The organism is Halobacillus sp. Nhm2S1, assembly GCF_019599545.1.
Classification (GTDB): domain Bacteria; phylum Bacillota; class Bacilli; order Bacillales; family Halobacillaceae; genus Halobacillus.
Window position 1 is genome coordinate 275,043 of sequence record NZ_JAIEZV010000004.1, and the last position, 17,275, is coordinate 292,317.

16 protein-coding genes are annotated in these 17,275 nt (G+C 45.7%); 3 read left to right on the forward strand and 13 right to left on the reverse strand.

Annotated features, from left to right (window positions below; all coding sequences use genetic code 11):
• Positions 1-36: 36 nt before the first annotated feature.
• The 7 genes from K2225_RS16875 to K2225_RS16905 form a co-directional block, all read right to left on the reverse strand.
• A complete protein-coding gene (locus tag K2225_RS16875; protein WP_255574644.1) occupies positions 37-1,482 on the reverse strand; it encodes a protein adenylyltransferase SelO in 1,446 nt (481 codons plus the stop codon).
• A 127-nt stretch (positions 1,483-1,609) separates the two neighbouring features.
• Positions 1,610-2,458, reverse strand: coding sequence for an amidohydrolase family protein (locus K2225_RS16880; protein ID WP_220585814.1), 849 nt, complete (start codon positions 2,456-2,458; stop codon positions 1,610-1,612).
• Position 2,459: 1 nt separating this feature from the next.
• A complete protein-coding gene (locus tag K2225_RS16885) occupies positions 2,460-5,537 on the reverse strand; it encodes a GNAT family N-acetyltransferase (protein WP_220585815.1) in 3,078 nt (1,025 codons plus the stop codon).
• A gap of 251 nt (positions 5,538-5,788) precedes the next feature.
• A complete protein-coding gene (locus K2225_RS16890; protein WP_220585816.1) occupies positions 5,789-6,526 on the reverse strand; it encodes an amino acid ABC transporter ATP-binding protein in 738 nt (245 codons plus the stop codon).
• Between the two features lie 9 nt (positions 6,527-6,535).
• A complete protein-coding gene (locus K2225_RS16895) occupies positions 6,536-7,234 on the reverse strand; it encodes an amino acid ABC transporter permease (protein ID WP_220585817.1) in 699 nt (232 codons plus the stop codon).
• Positions 7,221-8,048 carry an amino acid ABC transporter substrate-binding protein gene (locus K2225_RS16900; RefSeq protein ID WP_220585818.1) on the reverse strand — a complete coding sequence of 276 codons (828 nt, stop codon included), beginning with the start codon at positions 8,046-8,048 and terminating at the stop codon, positions 7,221-7,223. Before K2225_RS16900 ends, K2225_RS16895 begins: the two co-directional genes overlap by 14 nt.
• Positions 8,049-8,182: 134 nt before the next feature.
• Positions 8,183-9,169: a DUF3231 family protein gene (locus K2225_RS16905; RefSeq protein ID WP_220585819.1), complete on the reverse strand. Its 987-nt coding sequence runs from the start codon at positions 9,167-9,169 to the stop codon at positions 8,183-8,185.
• Between the two features lie 169 nt (positions 9,170-9,338).
• On the opposite strand from K2225_RS16905, the gene K2225_RS16910 reads away from it, so the two are divergent.
• A complete protein-coding gene (locus tag K2225_RS16910) occupies positions 9,339-9,512 on the forward strand; it encodes a hypothetical protein (RefSeq protein ID WP_167506217.1) in 174 nt (57 codons plus the stop codon).
• Between the two features lie 118 nt (positions 9,513-9,630).
• Here K2225_RS16910 and K2225_RS16915 read toward each other — a convergent pair whose 3' ends face one another.
• The 5 genes from K2225_RS16915 to K2225_RS16935 all read right to left on the reverse strand — a co-directional run bounded on the left by K2225_RS16915 (position 9,631) and on the right by K2225_RS16935 (position 12,879).
• Positions 9,631-9,774: a hypothetical protein gene (locus K2225_RS16915; RefSeq protein WP_220585820.1), complete on the reverse strand. Its 144-nt coding sequence runs from the start codon at positions 9,772-9,774 to the stop codon at positions 9,631-9,633.
• 43 nt (positions 9,775-9,817) lie between these two features.
• On the reverse strand, positions 9,818-10,282 hold the full coding sequence (locus K2225_RS16920) for a divergent PAP2 family protein (protein WP_220585821.1): 465 nt from the start codon (positions 10,280-10,282) through the stop codon (positions 9,818-9,820).
• Positions 10,283-10,443: 161 nt separating this feature from the next.
• Positions 10,444-10,872 carry a cell wall hydrolase gene (locus K2225_RS16925; protein ID WP_220585822.1) on the reverse strand — a complete coding sequence of 143 codons (429 nt, stop codon included), beginning with the start codon at positions 10,870-10,872 and terminating at the stop codon, positions 10,444-10,446.
• Positions 10,873-10,943: 71 nt separating this feature from the next.
• The gene (locus K2225_RS16930) at positions 10,944-11,639 is read right to left on the reverse strand and encodes a phosphatase PAP2 family protein (protein ID WP_220585823.1); all 696 of its coding nucleotides are present in this window, start codon (positions 11,637-11,639) and stop codon (positions 10,944-10,946) included.
• A gap of 184 nt (positions 11,640-11,823) precedes the next feature.
• Entirely contained in the window at positions 11,824-12,879 is a 1,056-nt protein-coding gene (locus K2225_RS16935; RefSeq protein WP_220585824.1) for a M14 family metallopeptidase, read from the reverse strand.
• 446 nt (positions 12,880-13,325) lie between these two features.
• Here K2225_RS16935 and K2225_RS16940 point away from each other — a divergent pair, with 446 nt between their 5' ends.
• Positions 13,326-14,384: an SDR family oxidoreductase gene (locus K2225_RS16940; protein ID WP_220585825.1), complete on the forward strand. Its 1,059-nt coding sequence runs from the start codon at positions 13,326-13,328 to the stop codon at positions 14,382-14,384.
• A 122-nt stretch (positions 14,385-14,506) separates the two neighbouring features.
• Positions 14,507-16,291 (forward strand): S9 family peptidase, encoded by a 1,785-nt coding sequence (locus K2225_RS16945; RefSeq protein WP_220585826.1) that lies wholly within the window; start codon positions 14,507-14,509, stop codon positions 16,289-16,291.
• Positions 16,292-16,341: 50 nt separating this feature from the next.
• Here K2225_RS16945 and mmuM read toward each other — a convergent pair whose 3' ends face one another.
• A complete protein-coding gene (gene mmuM, locus K2225_RS16950) occupies positions 16,342-17,271 on the reverse strand; it encodes a homocysteine S-methyltransferase (RefSeq protein WP_220586012.1) in 930 nt (309 codons plus the stop codon).
• Positions 17,272-17,275 lie beyond the last annotated feature (4 nt).

The following is a 17,275-nucleotide window of genomic DNA, read 5'->3' on the forward strand; positions in this document are numbered from 1 at the left end:
AGGTCGTTACTAACCAGAGTTAGCTCGCTATTCTAATCAGGTCCCGCAAAAGGTCCGGTAAGGTTGATCGGATGGTTCTGGCAGCTCTGCATAAGCTTTCTGATCTTCCGTATAAGCGTAAGGATCTTCCAATACAGAAAGCAGCTGTTTTACGAGACTAAAATCTCCCTCTTCCACCGCGGCTTCAAGCGCTTCTTCCACACGGTGGTTACGCGGAATGATAGAAGGATTCGCTTTTTTCATTAATGCTTGGACATCCGATTCACCGCTCTCCTGACGCTCCAAACGCGACTGCCACTGATTATACCAGTTGGTAAACGCCGGTTTCCCATACAAGGATGTTTCATTGGGACGACCGATGGCGAGGGCACGGAAAGTGTTCGTATAGTCCGCTCCGTTCTTTTCCATGATCTCCAGTAAATCTTCAATTAAAGGTTGATCCTGGGCTTCTTCTGTCATCATCCCCAGTTTTGCCCGCATTCCGTTTAGCCAGTACGTGTGATAGAGCTTTTCATAGTTGGCATGAGCTTCCTGCGCCAATTCTACGGCTTTTTCCTGATTTTCATGGAAAAGCGGTAGCAGGGTCTCTGCAAAACGAGCCAGATTCCAAGCTCCAATCGGGGGTTGGTTCAAATAGGCGTAGCGCCCTTGGCGATCAATGGAACTGAAAACAGTTTTGGGATTGTAGGTGTCCATAAACGCACACGGGCCATAGTCGATCGTCTCTCCGCTGATGGTCATATTATCTGTATTCATCACGCCGTGAATAAAACCGACGAGCTGCCATTGAGCAATGAGATAGGCCTGCCGTTCGATCACTTTTTCAAAAAAGACCAAATAGGGATTTTCAGCATCAAAGATATCAGGATCATGACGTTCGATTGCATAATCAGCAAGGGTCTTCAGTTGTTCGTGATCTTGGAGGCCGGCCGCATATTGAAATGTTCCAATACGTAAATGACTGGAAGCAACCCTGGTCAGAACGGCACCTGGAAGAAGGTCTTCCCTCTGGACGTACTCTCCGGTCGTAGCAACAGCGAGACTTCGATTTGTCGGGATTCCCAACCCGTGCATCGCTTCACTGATGATGTATTCCCTGAGCATGGGACCAAGCGTCGCCCGTCCGTCACCTCCACGGGAAAAAGGTGTATGTCCTGATCCTTTCAATTGAATATCATAGCGCTTATTTTCTGACGTCATCTGTTCACCAAGTAATACGGCTCTTCCGTCGCCAAGCATGGTGAAATGGCCAAACTGATGGCCGGCATATGCCTGCGCGATGGGTTCCGCTCCATCAGGTGTTTCATTGCCACCGAATACAGCTGGAGTCGGTGTTGTACTCAAGCCTAATTCCTCTGCGAGTGACTCGTTAAAGAGAACGAGTTCAGGATTTTCAACTTCAGAAGGGGCTGTTTTTGTATAAAAAGCATCCGGGAGCTTCGTATAACTCTGTTGCAAATTCCATCCTTTATGTGTATCCATAAAAATCTCCTTTATCGCTTCAGTCGTTGCCTCTACCATATCATAAGTGTTCCCCTCTTTCCCTTTTACCTACACGGGGCTCCTGCATGTAAAAATAGCCCGCCCCACGAGTCAGGGACGGGCTTGCTTACATCATCTTTTTAATCTTAGGAAAAACACGGCAGGCATTCTCATAAAAAACACCTTCCACATGCTTCGAAGGAATAAAATCACCGATAAAGCCGGCGTAATCCTTGATTGGGACGAGCGGCCAATCAGAACCAAAAAGCAACTTCTCGTAATGATCACAATAGGTCAACGCATGGCGGACATGGTCGAAATGATTGTCAACGAGTCTTTCATCCAGTTCTTTTTTCGTTCCGACAAGCCACCCGGACAAGTCAGCAAACATGTTTCTGTTTTTATAAACGACTTCCGCGCCTGTCAGCACCCAGGGATCCCCCAGGTGCGCCATGACGAAGTTGACGTCCCTCCTCGCAACTGCGACTTCGTCCAATGTCAGCGGATGGGAGTACTTTAACAACCCACATTCCGAATACGTATCTCCTGTGTGAAAAACAACAGGGACCTCGTAGGCAGCAGCAAGATCATAGACAGGCTGGTAGATGTCATCATACGCGTAGAAAGGATAGTAACCGAGATAGATTTTCACACCAACGGTCTCAGGCTTTTGAAGTTCTGTTTCTAATCGATCCAGTGCATCCTGCCCCAAGCAGAAGGGGTTGATTCCTGGACACACACCCACCCCTGGCGGCAAAACTTCGTCCAAATCAAGCCCCATCGGCGTCGTAACATGGCGATCCGGAAAGCCTTCGCTGCCCTCGGTCACACCCATCCCGATGGCAAAAGCAATCTCGCCACGTTCCATCTCTTCGCGAAGTCCTTGTTTTGTATAGTCAACACGGGATAAGTCCTCTCCCGTGTCTTTGAAACTTTGAATACGGGAGAAGTGGATATGAGCATCAATAATTTTCATATTACTTCTCCTTGAAAGAAATCCGGTGGAACGGATGCTGCTTCCACGGTTCCTCATGTTCACCGATGATAAAGAATGTGGGCTCGACAGCCGCTACCTTTTGTGAGGAAGCGGACCATTCATGAACAGATGCAGCGAGGAAAACGTCCTGATTCATATATATTTCTGAGAGCTTCCGCTTCTGGGGTTGAACCATCATCAGGTGATCACTTTTGCCATCCGAACCAATGACAACAGCAGGACCGGATTCGAGCTCATACTCTTCCACTCCAGCATAATACGTATGGAAAATGCCTTCTGTCGGGACCCGAGCAAAGCATGAGGATAAGTTCTCATCCGGTTTCAAAAAGGATTCCAGCGTTATGTCCTCTGCGGCAAAGGTACGGGGAGCCCTCTGCTCAATTTCTGCATAGACCGCTACGACCGGAACTTCAGGCAATGTCAAAGCGTATTGTTTCAAGGTCAAGCCTTTCATCTTTTCATGTTCATGAAAGGTTGTAGCCATGCAAACACCCGTCCAATCATTGCCTTCCTGATCTTTCTTCGTAATGGATTCCACTTTCGTTTCTTCTTTCATCATTGAAAAAGGACTCACACCGTCCAGGACATATCGGAGCCCTCCGCCCCATGGGTTCCACCAGCTTCTAGGACCTGCTTCTGGATATTGGTGATGAAAGAATTCGCGCCCCTGATGACATAGGGAATAGAACCCAGGAAAATAAGACGTCGACGCTGTGAACGTCAGTACTCCGTTATCCACCGTCCACCGATCTTCGTTTTGGGTGACCTTCACCTTTTGATCTCCCTCGACGAGCTGATATGTCTCGAAATCTGCGCTTCTTCCTTCAGAACGGAAGGTGCCGGACAAAGCAACGAAGCCCGGCCGCTCATGGATGATTGGTACATCGATCGCAGTCACACCGTCCTCCCGTTTCGCTTCTTTCCTATAGGAATTCCCGTCATCTTCAACTGTCAACCCCCCATACAAATACGGAATCAGTAAAGAACGGAACGAATGTGTCACTTCTTGTCCCGCTTTTGAAACAAGCCCTTCTTTCGGTACCATCTCAAACACAGGCTTTTCCGGGAGGGACTCTCCTTCACCTATGATCAGCTCACGCCACTCTGACCAATGAGAAGTAACATTCACACCAATTCGGATTGGTCCATGACAGTTTTTACTCCCTGAAGAAAGCCGGTCAAGTTTGTACTCAAAAGCAAAGCGCCAATCATCTTTTCTTCCCTTCGCTTCTTCCGGCCACGCGATCCCGAACGTATCTCCAGCACGGTTCGTCGTGTACAGCCATCGTTCTGAAAGATCCTTGTCACGTAAGTATTCCGTATAAGGAATCAACGCTTCCGTACCCACGACCACGCCGTCTTTCTCCGGGAGAGCCAGAGCTTTATATTTTGGAAAAACAGGCTGCAGCAAATGAAGGTTTTCGTAATCCTTCTCCCCGTTATTGATCAGCTCATGGTGGATTTCGACCAGTCCGTCGCCATAGATTTTGTAGTAACTGTTCAGCAAAATTCCCGGGAAGGACTCAGACTCAAGAGAGGTTTTCATTACAAAAGCTTCAGCCAGTTCAATATACTCGACTGCCGTCGCCATCTTTTTCGAAAACTCTTCACTGAAAGGATGACCAATCTTTGGAGTCAAAAGGAGCAGCGGTTCTTCGTTGGACCTGACTGATCCTACAGACACCATATGATTTCTTTTTTCAACTTTCACAAAATAAGGCCCGTTATAACCGTACCAGTCCGTATCGGTATCTCCTCCGAATTTCCCGCCGAACCCTGGAAATGCAAGCGCGATCTTTGTATGGAAGGAAAAAGCATGGCCATCCTCTGTACGTCCATCCACTTCCACATCCTCATTCAAAAAGCCATTCTTTAACAATTCCACAGATACCGGGATGGTCGTGCGCCCCTTGCCTTCTACCTCGACTTTCACCGATGGATCCGCCCATTCGAGGACTTTTTGATGAGGCAACTTGATCGTCAAAACAGCCCTTTCTTCCATACGGCTTTCCACATCCAAATAGAGCGTTCCCTTTTGCTTCGGACGCCAATATTTATGAACTGTACGAACATCCACCTTTCCTGCCTGAAGAGGAAAAACGCCCGTTCTCAAAGGGATGCGGTCGCCATTGATCACGAGTTCCGCTCCAATGACGGGGTGGGTTTTCCATGGGCTTGGTTCTTGGTCCGGGACTTGAACTTGGACGCTGGATGAAGTACTCCAGCGAGACTTCACAATGGCTTCTTCATCCAGGTTTTCTCTTACAAGGGTTGAAGACTTCCCAGACAAAGATATTTCCAGTGGTTCGCTCGTAAAGTTCTCCACTTGATAGGTCACAGGGTAATCTTTATTTTCTAATAGTTTAAAATCTGTCACATTCATTTCTACCCGCCAGTCGTTCGTTTCAATGAGCGTGACGCCACGACCCGTGCGCTCGAACCGTACACGCACAAACTCGTCTCCCGCTTCCCACCGATATTCATAAAAGGTGAACCCTCTATCCTTTGTTCCATCAGGCTTGATTTCCAAAGGTCGTACACTCGTCGAGTACCAGTCATGCTTCTCGAAAAATGATTTCAATGCTTCGATTTGCATGACTTGCGGCATGAAGTTCATGAGGTGGGTCGTATCATCCCGATCCTCCCAAAAGAAGCCGCATTTTTTATAAAGCGGTACCGCTTTCGTATTTCCCGGCCACGTAAAAAGATCAAGCCGGGGCCAACCGTATTCGACGGTCTTTTCTATGGCTTGAACCAGCAATCTCTTCCCAATCTTCAACCCTTGATACCCTGGATGAACATTTAACAAGGGGATGTAAAGGGCACCTGTATCTTCTTTATATTCCGAAAGTCCACAATATCCGACAACTTCATCCTCTACTACAGCAAGGAACAAATGAAGGTTCGTAGATTTCGCTTCCTTTTCTATGACATCCTCAGCTGTCGTTACAACAGCATCACCACCCCAGTTATCGCGGCTCTCATTCCACATTTTCGCAACGGATGCTGCATACTTGTCTTCATACTCTACAATGCTTACACGCTCTAAAGTTTTCATAGCATTTCCTCCAACGTATGTAATGGAAAATACTTGCTCACTCACAGTTTATGAGTTTATGGCTGGGAAGTAAAGAATATTCAAACAAATCTATCTTCTGTAACGACTTTAAAAGTAATAACTCCCTGAGTCTAGTATATAGCGACTCAACGCCCAAGAGTAACGCCCTTTCTATTACGAATAGCGACCTAATTCTGAAAAGTAATGCCCTAACTCGGCAAATAAAAAAAGCCAGGCAGAATCGCCTGACTTTACTTACGTATCCGGTTTAAGAACTGCTGGGTACGGGGTTCTTTCGTCTGTTGGAAAATTTGCTCCGGGGTCCCCTGTTCCACAACGGCCCCTTGGTCCATAAAGATGACCCGGTCGGCCACTTCTTCCGCAAAGCTCATTTCATGGGTAACGACAACCATCGTCATTCCCTCTTGCGCGAGCTCTTTCATGACATTAAGAACATCACCGACAAGCTCAGGATCAAGAGCCGAGGTCGGCTCATCAAATAGAATGACTTCCACTCCAGTAGCAAGGGCACGAGCAATGCCAACACGCTGTTGCTGACCTCCAGAGAGTTGATGCGGATAAGCATCAAGCTTCTCACCCAGACCGACCTTCGTTAAGATCTCCGTCGCTCGTTCACGTGCTTTCGCTTTAGATACCTTCTGAACAGTCACGGGTCCTTCCATCACATTTTCGAGTGCGGTGAAATGTGGGAAAAGATTATGGTTCTGAAAGACCATTCCGGTTTGTTTTCTGAATTCGACGATCTGTTTTTTCTTCGAAGGCTTAGAAAAATCCATCGACTGATTTCCAATCGTGATTTCTCCTTCTTCCGGTGTCTCAAGAATGTTCAAAGAACGGAGCAGCGTCGTTTTCCCAGAACCTGAGGGTCCGATGACAACCACCACTTCTCCGCGGTCGACATCCATATTGATATTCTTCAGTACATGCAAATCTCCAAAAGATTTGTTGAGGTCTTTGACGGTAATCATAGCTGCCTCCTATTTTGCGACATATTGATCCAACCTGTTCTCTACACGATCCTGTACAAAAGAAAGCCCGATACAAATGATCCAGTAGATCACGGCTGCTTCGGTATAAACGAGTAGAAAATGATAGTTCGTTGCTGCGATTTCCTGTGCTTTTCGGAACATTTCTGTGTACGTAATGGTCGAGGCTAACGAGGTATCTTTGATCAAGCCGATAAACGAGTTCGACAAGGGCGGAATCGATACTCTCGTCGCCTGTGGCAGAATGACTCGTCGCAAGGCCTGGAAATTAGTCATTCCGATGGAGTGAGAAGCTTCCCACTGCCCTTTAGGGATCGACAAAATGGCCGCACGAATAATCTCAGAATTGTACGCGCCCATATTCAAAGAAAAACCGATAATAGCAGAATACAACGGGTTAATCGTCACGCCCACCGACGGGAGTCCGAAAAAGATGATAAATAATTGCACAAGCAAAGGTGTCCCGCGAATGATCGAGACATAGGCACGAGCCACCCACTGGAGCACTTTCATGTTGGAAAGCCTCATGAGCGCAGTAATGACAGCCAAGACTAATCCGATGGCAAATGTAATCAGCGTCAGCGGAATGGTATAGTACAAAGCCCCTTTCACCAAAGGGAGAAAAGAGCTCACAATAATATCGATATATTTTTCCATTTGAGGGTCTGTAAAGATGTTACTTAGATACATCTTCACCAAACCATTTCTCGGAAATCTCAAGGTATGTGCCGTCGTCTTTCATTTCTTGAAGGGCTTCATTGACGGCTTTTACAAGATCTTCATTGCCTTGACGGAATAGCAGACCACTTTGAGAAGCATCATCTTGACGGGCTGCGATTTTCACAGGGGCATCCTCACGGTTGTTCAAATAATCAAGCACAGACAAACGGTCGTTGACTGTCGCTTCCACTCGCTTTGTCGCAAGAAGCTGCATGGACTCATTGAATCCTTCCACACTTGTAATTTCTGCTCCATTCTCACGGGCAATGTCTGCATAGTTACTCGTCATGGATTGGGCAGCATTGACACCTTCCAAATCTTCAAAGCTCTGAATGGACTCGTTATCTTTATGAGTCACAACCACTGCGGAAGATTGAATATAAGGATCAGAGAAAGAATACTCTTCCTGACGTTCTTCCGTAATCCCAACCTGATTTGCAACCATATCGAAACGTTCAGCATTTAGGCCGGCAAACATGGAATCCCATTTCGTTTCGTTAAATACAGGTTTGACCCCAAGACGGTCCGCTACCTCACGCGCAATCTCTACGTCAAAACCAGTCAGTTCATCATTTTCATCGTGGAAGGTGTATGGACGATACGTCCCTTCTGTACCAATCACCAATTCTCCACTTTCTTTAATCTGTTCAAGCAAGGTCTGCTCAGAAGATTCGGACTCATTTTCTTCACCAGAAGAAGCTTGATCGCCTTCCTCACTGCTTCCGCAAGCAGCCAGCACCATCGCTAACAAACCTATGGATAAAAGCAAAACGAACTTTTTCATTTTAAAATCCTCCTTAAAACCGAGTAAATTGATATGTTTTAATGACTTTTACGATATTAACGGATAAGGGAGTAGATGTCAACATAAAAATCTTGACATAAAAAACCTGACGAATCCTCGCCAGGTTTTCTTCATCAATGTTTAATGGTTTGTGGCGGTTCTTCCATCCACCCATGCTTAATCATGATTTTAGCGCCTTCATGGGCATACTCGAAGATATCTTTCATAAAGACGGTTAATTTCGCAGGTAAATCATTCCGTAAACTGAACGCTGTTCCTAAAGAATTCCCCCCCAGCGAAAAACTGCAAAACAGGCTGACACAATACATCATGATCTTATCCGAAAACGGCGGAAGTTTGGAACTGGTGATATTCCCACCGGCAGTTGATGGGATTTGTATGTCGTTTTGCAATAAGACTTCACTCATTTCCTTAATCAGGCCTTTCGCTAGTTCTCCACCTCTATAAAAATAATCGCTGGCATCTTTATGGGAGGCGCTTTGAGCGAATCCATAAATCATCTGCATCCCCGTAATATTAGACTCAATGGAATGGTGGATGTGGGCAATTTCAACGGTATTTAATGCCCGCTTTCCTTTTAAAGGGTTGAACATCCCTAAATAATTCATCCCTTTCGCATGCTCCACCTGCTTTTGGATCGCCACGTAAGGAGCTCTTGGAAGATAGCCTTTGGTCAATAAAAATTGCGTACAATCGTCATAGCATTTTTGAGTAATCTGGGTCAGTTCCTGATACAGCAACGTGACATCCGGGCGATACGACATCGTTAAATTCAGTGTGTGCATCCCCATGCTGATTTCTTTCACTAAACGTAAAAACATAATGTCAAAACCATTATCGAAAAGCTTTGGGACCCCTGTATTCACATCATCCTTGGTAAAACCGATAGGAACAGGTACATCATCCTGTTTAAACATGGATTCAATTTTGCCGACATATGGTTGAATGGTTGACCTTAAATTCGTCATGATTTGTTTCGCTTCAGAATCGTCCGCTTGTTCGATGAAATATTCAAGCATCGTGAGAATCATCGTCTTCTGCTGATAAGTCATCCACAACGTACCAATTTCGGAAGAAGATAAACGAGGGCTTTCTGGCATTTTGAACTCCTCCAATTTGGATTGCATTCAGTCATTCACTGCAATATCCGTGCTTTTTCCTTAGTCTTATCAAACTGGTTCGTTTCATTCATCAATAAGGGTGAAAAGTAAGTCATAGGGGAAGGATTCTTGGAGAAAGTAAGAAGGAACCAACAGGAGGAGGATGAAAATGAGTAAAAACAGCGAAAGCAGAAAGAAAAACAATCCAAAAGGCAGAGACCGTGGATCTGCCAATCAGAAGCTTCAAGCAGCTCTTGAGGGACGCAACAAAGAAGATGACCACTTATCCGCTGCTTATATGAACAACAATACCGCTGCGGTTGATGTAACCGAAGAACAGTAGCTAAGGACGCTGGTGCTGGATGTCGCTCCATTAGGACATCTTTCCACTCCTTGACCTATAATTCATTCCTAGATAGACGTAGAGGCCTGCCCATCACCGGGCAGGCCTTTATTTACCATCATTTTTGAATTGGTTTGCGAGCGAGCTTTTCTTTAACCTGATTGTAGGAGAGCCCCGATTGTTCATTGCGGCGCTTCACTTCACTCACATTCGTTCCGGAGTTTGCAAATACATCTTTTCCAGGATTATTCGAATGTTTCATCCGAATCACCTCCTGGTCTTACTTTTCGCACGATTGCTTTTTATTATCCTTCGAGCTTTGCAGAAAAATATCCAAGAGCGACACCTAAAAGGGCTCCGCCCAGCACTTCAATCGGCTGATGACCGAGAAGCTCTTTCAATTCTTTATCACGCTCGACAAATTCCGAACTTGGAAAATCGCTAGAAATCGCGGCAAAGTTATCTTCAAGGTCATTGACCAGTTGAGCGATTTCTCCTGTATGTCTTCGGATTCCTTGAGCATCATACATGACGATGACACCGAAGATCGTCGCTAGCGCGGTTTCTGTATGACGCGACCCTTTGTTGGCAGCGATATATGTCGCAAGCGCTGACACACCAGCCGAATGGGAACTCGGTTGGCCGCCTGTGGTGGCAATCTGCTTCAGATCCCATTCCCCGGTCACTTTTTTATGAGTGAAAATTTTTAAGGCTTGCGCGATTCCAATTGCCGATAGGGCTGTAATAACCCCTCGATTCATCTTCTCCATTATTGACCCTCCAGTTCATGAACATCTATATATGTTCATACCCTCTGTGTTTGGTTTTATTCAGCACGATGTAAGAAACATAGAGAGCGCTTTTCCTTATCCGCATGTTTTAAAAATAAAAAACTGACAGGCGAGATGCGACCTGTCAGTCTTATTCATGATTAGAATGAATTGTAAATTTCATCACATTCACCCGAGGCAGGCTCATAAAAACAGTGGGATTTGTATCTTCCGACCTGACTCTGCCCATACCACGTCGGCGGGCAATCTCCGTCCGGCCTAAAGTACCATAAACTGTACTTTGCCGGCCAGCTCCTGTACCCCTTCACGTTCCTACGTGCCAGACGTCTCTCACTGTCCCGTGCCCTTCGGTAATACATTCCGTGTTGTAGCGCTTCAAATGCTTTCGGCTGGTTGATGACCTCAGGCAGGGTATTCACCCCTTTGAAGTCCGAACAATTCACCCTGGCCCGATTTACTGTGACAGCACCTACGTGCAGCATTCCTTGCTTCCCTTCTCCAACAGCCTCCGCTCGCAGCAATCGTGCCAACATGTCGATATGTTTGCTTGGAGCTTTAATAACAGCCATGTGGTCGCCCCCTTTTTGCTCACTCTTCTATAATCTATTCAAAAAAAGAGAGCGCATGAAAAAAGAAGGGATTATGACAACATCTGCCTCCTGCGTTGATGCCATAGCGTCACTTCAAGAGCAGTAAGGCACAGAAGAAGCCAGGCTAAACCAAACAAATAACCTGCAACGACATCTGTGAAGAAATGAACCCCTAAATAAACACGGCTGATACCGATCAAGATTGCGATGAGTGCCAAAACGACATTGATGGTCCACTTCCACTTAGGTTCAAGTTTGCTGATGGCGAAAAGATAAATAATGAAACCATAAAAAACGAGCGCGCCCGATGCATGGCCACTTGGAAAACTGGAAGTCGCACCATGATAATCGCCTTTGAACGTTGGTCGATCCCGACTGGAGAACGATTTCAATCCTGCCGTGAGACCACTGACTCCTCCCATGGCAAGAATGAAATATACACCTACCCAGCGACTGAATGGCGAAAAGAACAACAAATAGACAGCGAGAATTAAGGAGACAATCACCATGAAAATAACAGATCCCGCCTTAGAAATCCCCTTGGCTAGTGGTTCCGCTCCACCAAACGCAGTCGCCCTCACAAGATCGAAAGCCTGCTGATCAATGGCGAACTTCTCTTTCTGCAAAATGCTGTTGGTCAAATCAATGAAATAATAAATGCTGATTCCAAGCGAAAGGAATCCAACCAGAATAAGTAGTACAGATGTGATCGATAAATCTGATATTTTCGTTCCAGAAAAGAGCATACCTTCTTCACCTTCTTTTTCGTTCGTGATAAACCATTCCCTTGCCTGCTGAAAATAAACAGCCCATCATTGAATTTCTTTCTCGATCGGCATCGCGCTACGGAGAGATCGGTTCGCACGCTGGAAGTCAGGGTCACATTAAGTAGAAAAAAAGGAACTCCCTAACAAGGAAGCTCCCATCACATTATTCTCCATCATAGTTGCTTTCCGGCAGTGTATCCCAAAAGGATGGATCTGCCGATTCAAGTGAACCATCCGCTAAAGCATTCAGTGTGGCTTTCATGGCTGTGACCGCTTGCTGAATCAGATATCCATTGCTCTTTTGACCAAGGACATAGTCTTCACGGTAATGATCGGCCATGCCACGCATTTCGAATAGCAGGGTAGAGATCCCATATTCGGCGGCTAGCCCATTACGGCTGATCGTTTGTGCCGTTCCACCAGGATATTTGGAAAGAAGACCATACCCTTTGGATTCTACGGCGTCATAAACGACAGCACCCAATTTCTTAGACTGTTCACGGACCCCTTCATCCACTTCTCCATTAGTCGGATACAAAATAGAGCCAGAAACAAGCTCACCCGTATCCCCGAGCGTTGTTTGCGTTCCCTGATGGTGTAAATCGATCATATAGTCAGGGCTGTATTTTTGCAGTACTTCCTCATGTAAAGCCTTCGTTTCAGGCTGCTCACGGTCGACGTGGTCACGGTTCAAGTCTACACCATTCGCATTGTAGCGCGTATGTGTGCCTGATACGTAATCATCCAAAGAGAAGTTCACATCCCCTTCCGCTCCATCTACATTCAACCTCGGGGCAATGAGAACATTTACATTTTCAAGAATGTTTTCTACGCTCTTGCCATTAGAGGTCAAATATTTGATGACTTCCAACGCACCTTCTGTCGTCAGGGTTTCATTCCCATGCTGCTGGGTAAGGAAAAGGACAGTAGGCTTGTCGTCATCCATGGTCCCGAACTTCGCTAAATATAAATCTCTTCCCTTAACGGACTGTCCATAGACTTCAAGCTCAAGCGCATCTGAACGCTGGTCCAGCTTATGTAAGAAATCAGTCATCTCTTCATAAGAATGGAGGCGTTCATTTTTTATGGTTTCATTACCATTGTAATTCGGTCCATTCGGTCCGTTCTCTCCAGCCAAAACGGTGCCACTTCCTGGAATCAATCCACCTGTTGTCAAAAGTGCTCCTGTTACAGCTACTGTTAATAGTTTCTTCTTCATCAAATTCCTCCCAATTTGTAGGTTATTTACCAAATACTTCATTCTTTCAGCAAAAACCTGCTTGAGTAGACAAAATGAACAGAAGTGACTAACTGTTTTTAGGATGAAGTCCCAAATGTATACATTCCGAACTAGGACCTCCCACCTCTTTCAAATAAAAAAAAGAATCAGACTCATCCGGTAAGACGCCTGATCCTTTCTTTACTTATTATTCATAGAGTATCCCAATTCCCTTGCAATAGACGTTACAAGGAATAACGACCAATGGGCTGTTTCCAATGTTTTCTCATACTTTTCTCACAACATTCCGTTAGCTATATGTTATCCTTGTATGCACTATGAATGATAGTAAGAGCAGTCCATTGTTATAGATTTGGAAATCTTTCTTCTATTATGAACGACAAGGTTCTATATAGACTGATGAATGAGACATCGGAGGAGCTAACATGAATATTTTGATTACAGGAGCTACAGGTTTTCTGGGAAAACAACTAGCATTGAAACTGCTGAGAGAGGGTCATAACGTATATGCCTTAGTAAGAAGCCTGCGGAAAGCGGAAAACCTTAAGTGTGAAATTCCGTCAGACGCCAAAGGAAACCTTCACATCATCGAAGGCGATCTATCTCTTAAAAATGCGGGGGTCAGCGAAGAGCGACTCCAGGATTTGAGAGAGGAGATTAACACGGTTTACCACAGCGCAGCCTTCCTATCTTTTGATGAAAATGAACGGGAGAAAACTTTCAGAGTCAATGTGGATGGAACAAAGAATGTTCTTCATCTGGCGAAGGAAATAGAGGCCGCCAACTTTTATTATGTAAGCACTGCGTACACGCTTGGAATGAAACGCCACGCCTCTGAGGAATTACACGAAAAAGAGCAGACATTTGTGAACGCTTATGAAGAAAGCAAATGTCACGCTGAACACCTTGTACTAAGCTATAATCATGAGTTAAATATAAAAATCTTCCGCCCATCCATCATTATCGGTGATTCGGAAACCGGGGAAGCGGACACAAGTTTCGCTTTATATGGAGTCATTCGTGGCCTTGAGATTCTTAAGAAACGGACGGAACGGAAAAAGGAACTTCAAAACCAAACGTTCAAGTTTCTATGTACAGGAGAGACGAGTCAAAACTTCGTCCCTGTCGACTATGTGGTAGATGTACTTACCGCATCTCTTAGAACAGATCACTCAAAAGCCATCTATCACATTACCAATCCTCATCCCCCGACGAATCGTTTGTTATTTGAAATGATCAAGGAGAAACTTGACTTTCACAATATCGAAATGGTCCCTTCCGATTACGACGGGGAATTAACGAAGGAAGAACAGGTATTCAATGCTCCGATGAGCGTCTTCCGTCCTTATTGGAATAAAAACATTCGCTTCGATGATACAAACACCCGGGAACTTCTTCATAAGAATGGCATGAATCATTTGAATATGGACAAGGCGATGATCGAAAGGATCCTTTACGGAAATAGGACGCCGGTCAAGCCATAAAACCAAAAGGACCGAAGAGGCGATTGCTTTTCTTCGGTCCTTTTTACTAAGAAAAAAGGGATATTCAGGAAATGATCGAATGGTATAAAAGGGACATTTCAAAAAACCAGGAGGAATCAATCATGTTAAACTTCCCGCAACCCGATGTGGAACAATTTTTTCAAACCTATGGAATAGAGACGTTCGCTGTAAGTCCGGATGAATCCCAGCTTGTCTTCAGTACAAACTTGAATGGCAAATACAATTTATGGGCGATGGACCTGCCGAATACATTTCCCTATCCACTAACTTTCCATAATCAGAGCTGTGAGCACATCACCTACGACCCTAAAGGGGAATTCGTCCTTGCCGTTGTAGATGAAGATGGTGATGAGAATGGCCAGATCTATGCCGTCCCGCCTCAAGGAGGAACCCTTCAACCTGTTAGGAAAAAAGAAGGCGCACGCCACATCCTCCCCTTTCTATCGGAAAACGGAAAGCACCTTTACTATACGTCAACAAAAGACGACGAGACGTTCATGAAAGGCTACCGCTATAACATAGACACCGATGAGGAAGAAGTCATCATCCACGGTGAAGAAGGAATGACGATTCTCATCGACAAAAGCCCCGAGGAAAAAAGCCTCCTCTATATGAAAAGTTTTTCGAATACATACCAGTTGTTTTATGTAAAAACAGAAGAGGAAGACCTTCTTCTTACCCCTTCACCTGAGCCGCAACACACGGTGTCCGAAGCAGTTTTTGTTTCCGAACAGGAAATTTACCTGCTCACCAATTACGAAAGTGACTTTTCCTATCTTGCCCGCTTCAATCTTGAAACGAAGGATTTTGAAAAAGTCGTTCATATGGAGGCAGAGGATTTCAAGCAACTGAAGTATGATCAGACCACGGATTCGCTGTATATCATCAGTGAAAAAGGTGTACGCGACAACCTCTATCGCTTTAAGCGAGTTGAGGAGCAACTACAACAGCTCGATTCTCCCGTCGGGGTGATCGATCAATTAGTCATTGCTGAGTCTGGAACGGTCTACCTTCGCGGTGACTCTGAGACTGTACCTTCCAATCTATTTAAACAGACGGAAAAGGGCTGGGAACCGCTGACGAAATACGGAGTCCCAGGTGTAAAAGATGAGTATTTGATAAGGCCAGATTATGTCACTTATCAATCTTTTGACGGCTTGGAAATTGAAGCTCTTCTCTACCGTCCCAAACCTGAAAAAGATAACGGTCATATGATTCTTTGGCCGCATGGGGGGCCACAAGCTGCGGAGCGCGCTTCCTTCCGCTCTCTTTTTCTGTTTCTCGTCCATGAAGGATACAGCCTGTTTGCCCCTAACTTCCGAGGATCGACGGGATATGGTCAGGAATTCGCAAAAATGATTGAAGGCGACTGGGGTCATGCTCCCAGGCTCGATAATGTCGCTGGTCTCGACTGGCTGATTGAGGAAGGGTACGCATCGAAGGATCAGATTCTGTTGATGGGCGGAAGCTACGGAGGTTACATGGCGCTTCTGCTTCATGGCAGGCATCCGGAATATTTCAAAGTGGTCGTCGATATTTTCGGCCCATGCAACCTGTTCAGCTTCATTGACTCCGTTCCTGAACATTGGAAGCCGGCCATCGCACAGTTTGTCGGTGACCCTGAAAAGGATAAGGAAAAGCTACAAGAAGACTCTCCGATCAACTACCTTGATTCGATGACAAAACCGATGCTCGTCATCCAGGGCGCAAAGGACCCACGCGTAGTCAAAGCGGAATCCGACCAAGTGGTTGAAGCTTTGAAAAAGAAAGGTAGAGATGTGGAATATATTGTCCTTGAGGATGAAGGACATGGTTTTTCCAAGAAAGAGAATGAAATTTATGTGTACAGGAAAGTCCTCGACTTCCTGCACCGACACACTCAATAGAAGCGAAAAAAGAAGGGCTGACTCTATCGTCACCCTTCTTTTTTATCCTTTCATTTCCACTTCAACGCCAACCCACGAATATGCTCAGGCGTCGTCCGGCAGCACCCACCAATGATTGATGCCCCTTGATCAATCCAACGTTCCGAAGCATCATCAAAGCCTACCACGCCCCCCTCTCCGTGCCACGTATTGGAATCTGGATTATACGTTTCGCCGGAGTTCGGATACATAAGCACTGGCTTATCTGTATGTTCTTTCAGGACAGCCACGGCATCTGCAGCTATCTCCATTGGGGCACAGTTCACCCCGATTGCAGCGATTTGTCTGTTGTCATTCAGCTCTTCAGCACAAGATCGAAGAGCCGTCCCGTCGCTGATTTTCTCTCCATCTTTTAATGTAAAAGACATCCAGGCATACGACTCAGGAAATTCTTTTAATAATGCGGCCAAGACTCTCGCCTCTTGGTAAGAGGGGAGAGTTTCCATCGCGAGAAGGTCTGCCCCGGCTTCTACCAATGCTTTCATTCTCGGACGATGGAAATCCATCAACTGATGATCAGTCACCCCATATTTTCCGATGTATTCCGATCCGTCTGCTAGATAAGCTCCATAAGGACCGATTGAAGCGGCCACTAACAGCTTCACTTTGTTCACTGAAGGCACTTCTTCCCAATATTCGTCTCTTGCGCTCCTTGCAAGCTCCACCGTTTTCTTGATCAACGATAACGCTTGCTCTTCAGAAAAACCTCGTTCCGCAAACCCTGCGATCGAAGCCTGATAACTGGAAGTAATGGCACAATCCGCTCCCGCTTTGAAATATTCTTTATGTACTTCCTTAATGGCCTCCGGATTTTCCAACAGAACTTTCGCCGACCATAACGGATCGTCCAAGTCGCAGCCATAAGCTTCAAGCTCTGTCGCTAAAGCGCCATCCAGGATCATGACAGAGTTCTGTTCAAGGATTTGTTTAACAGGATCCATATTC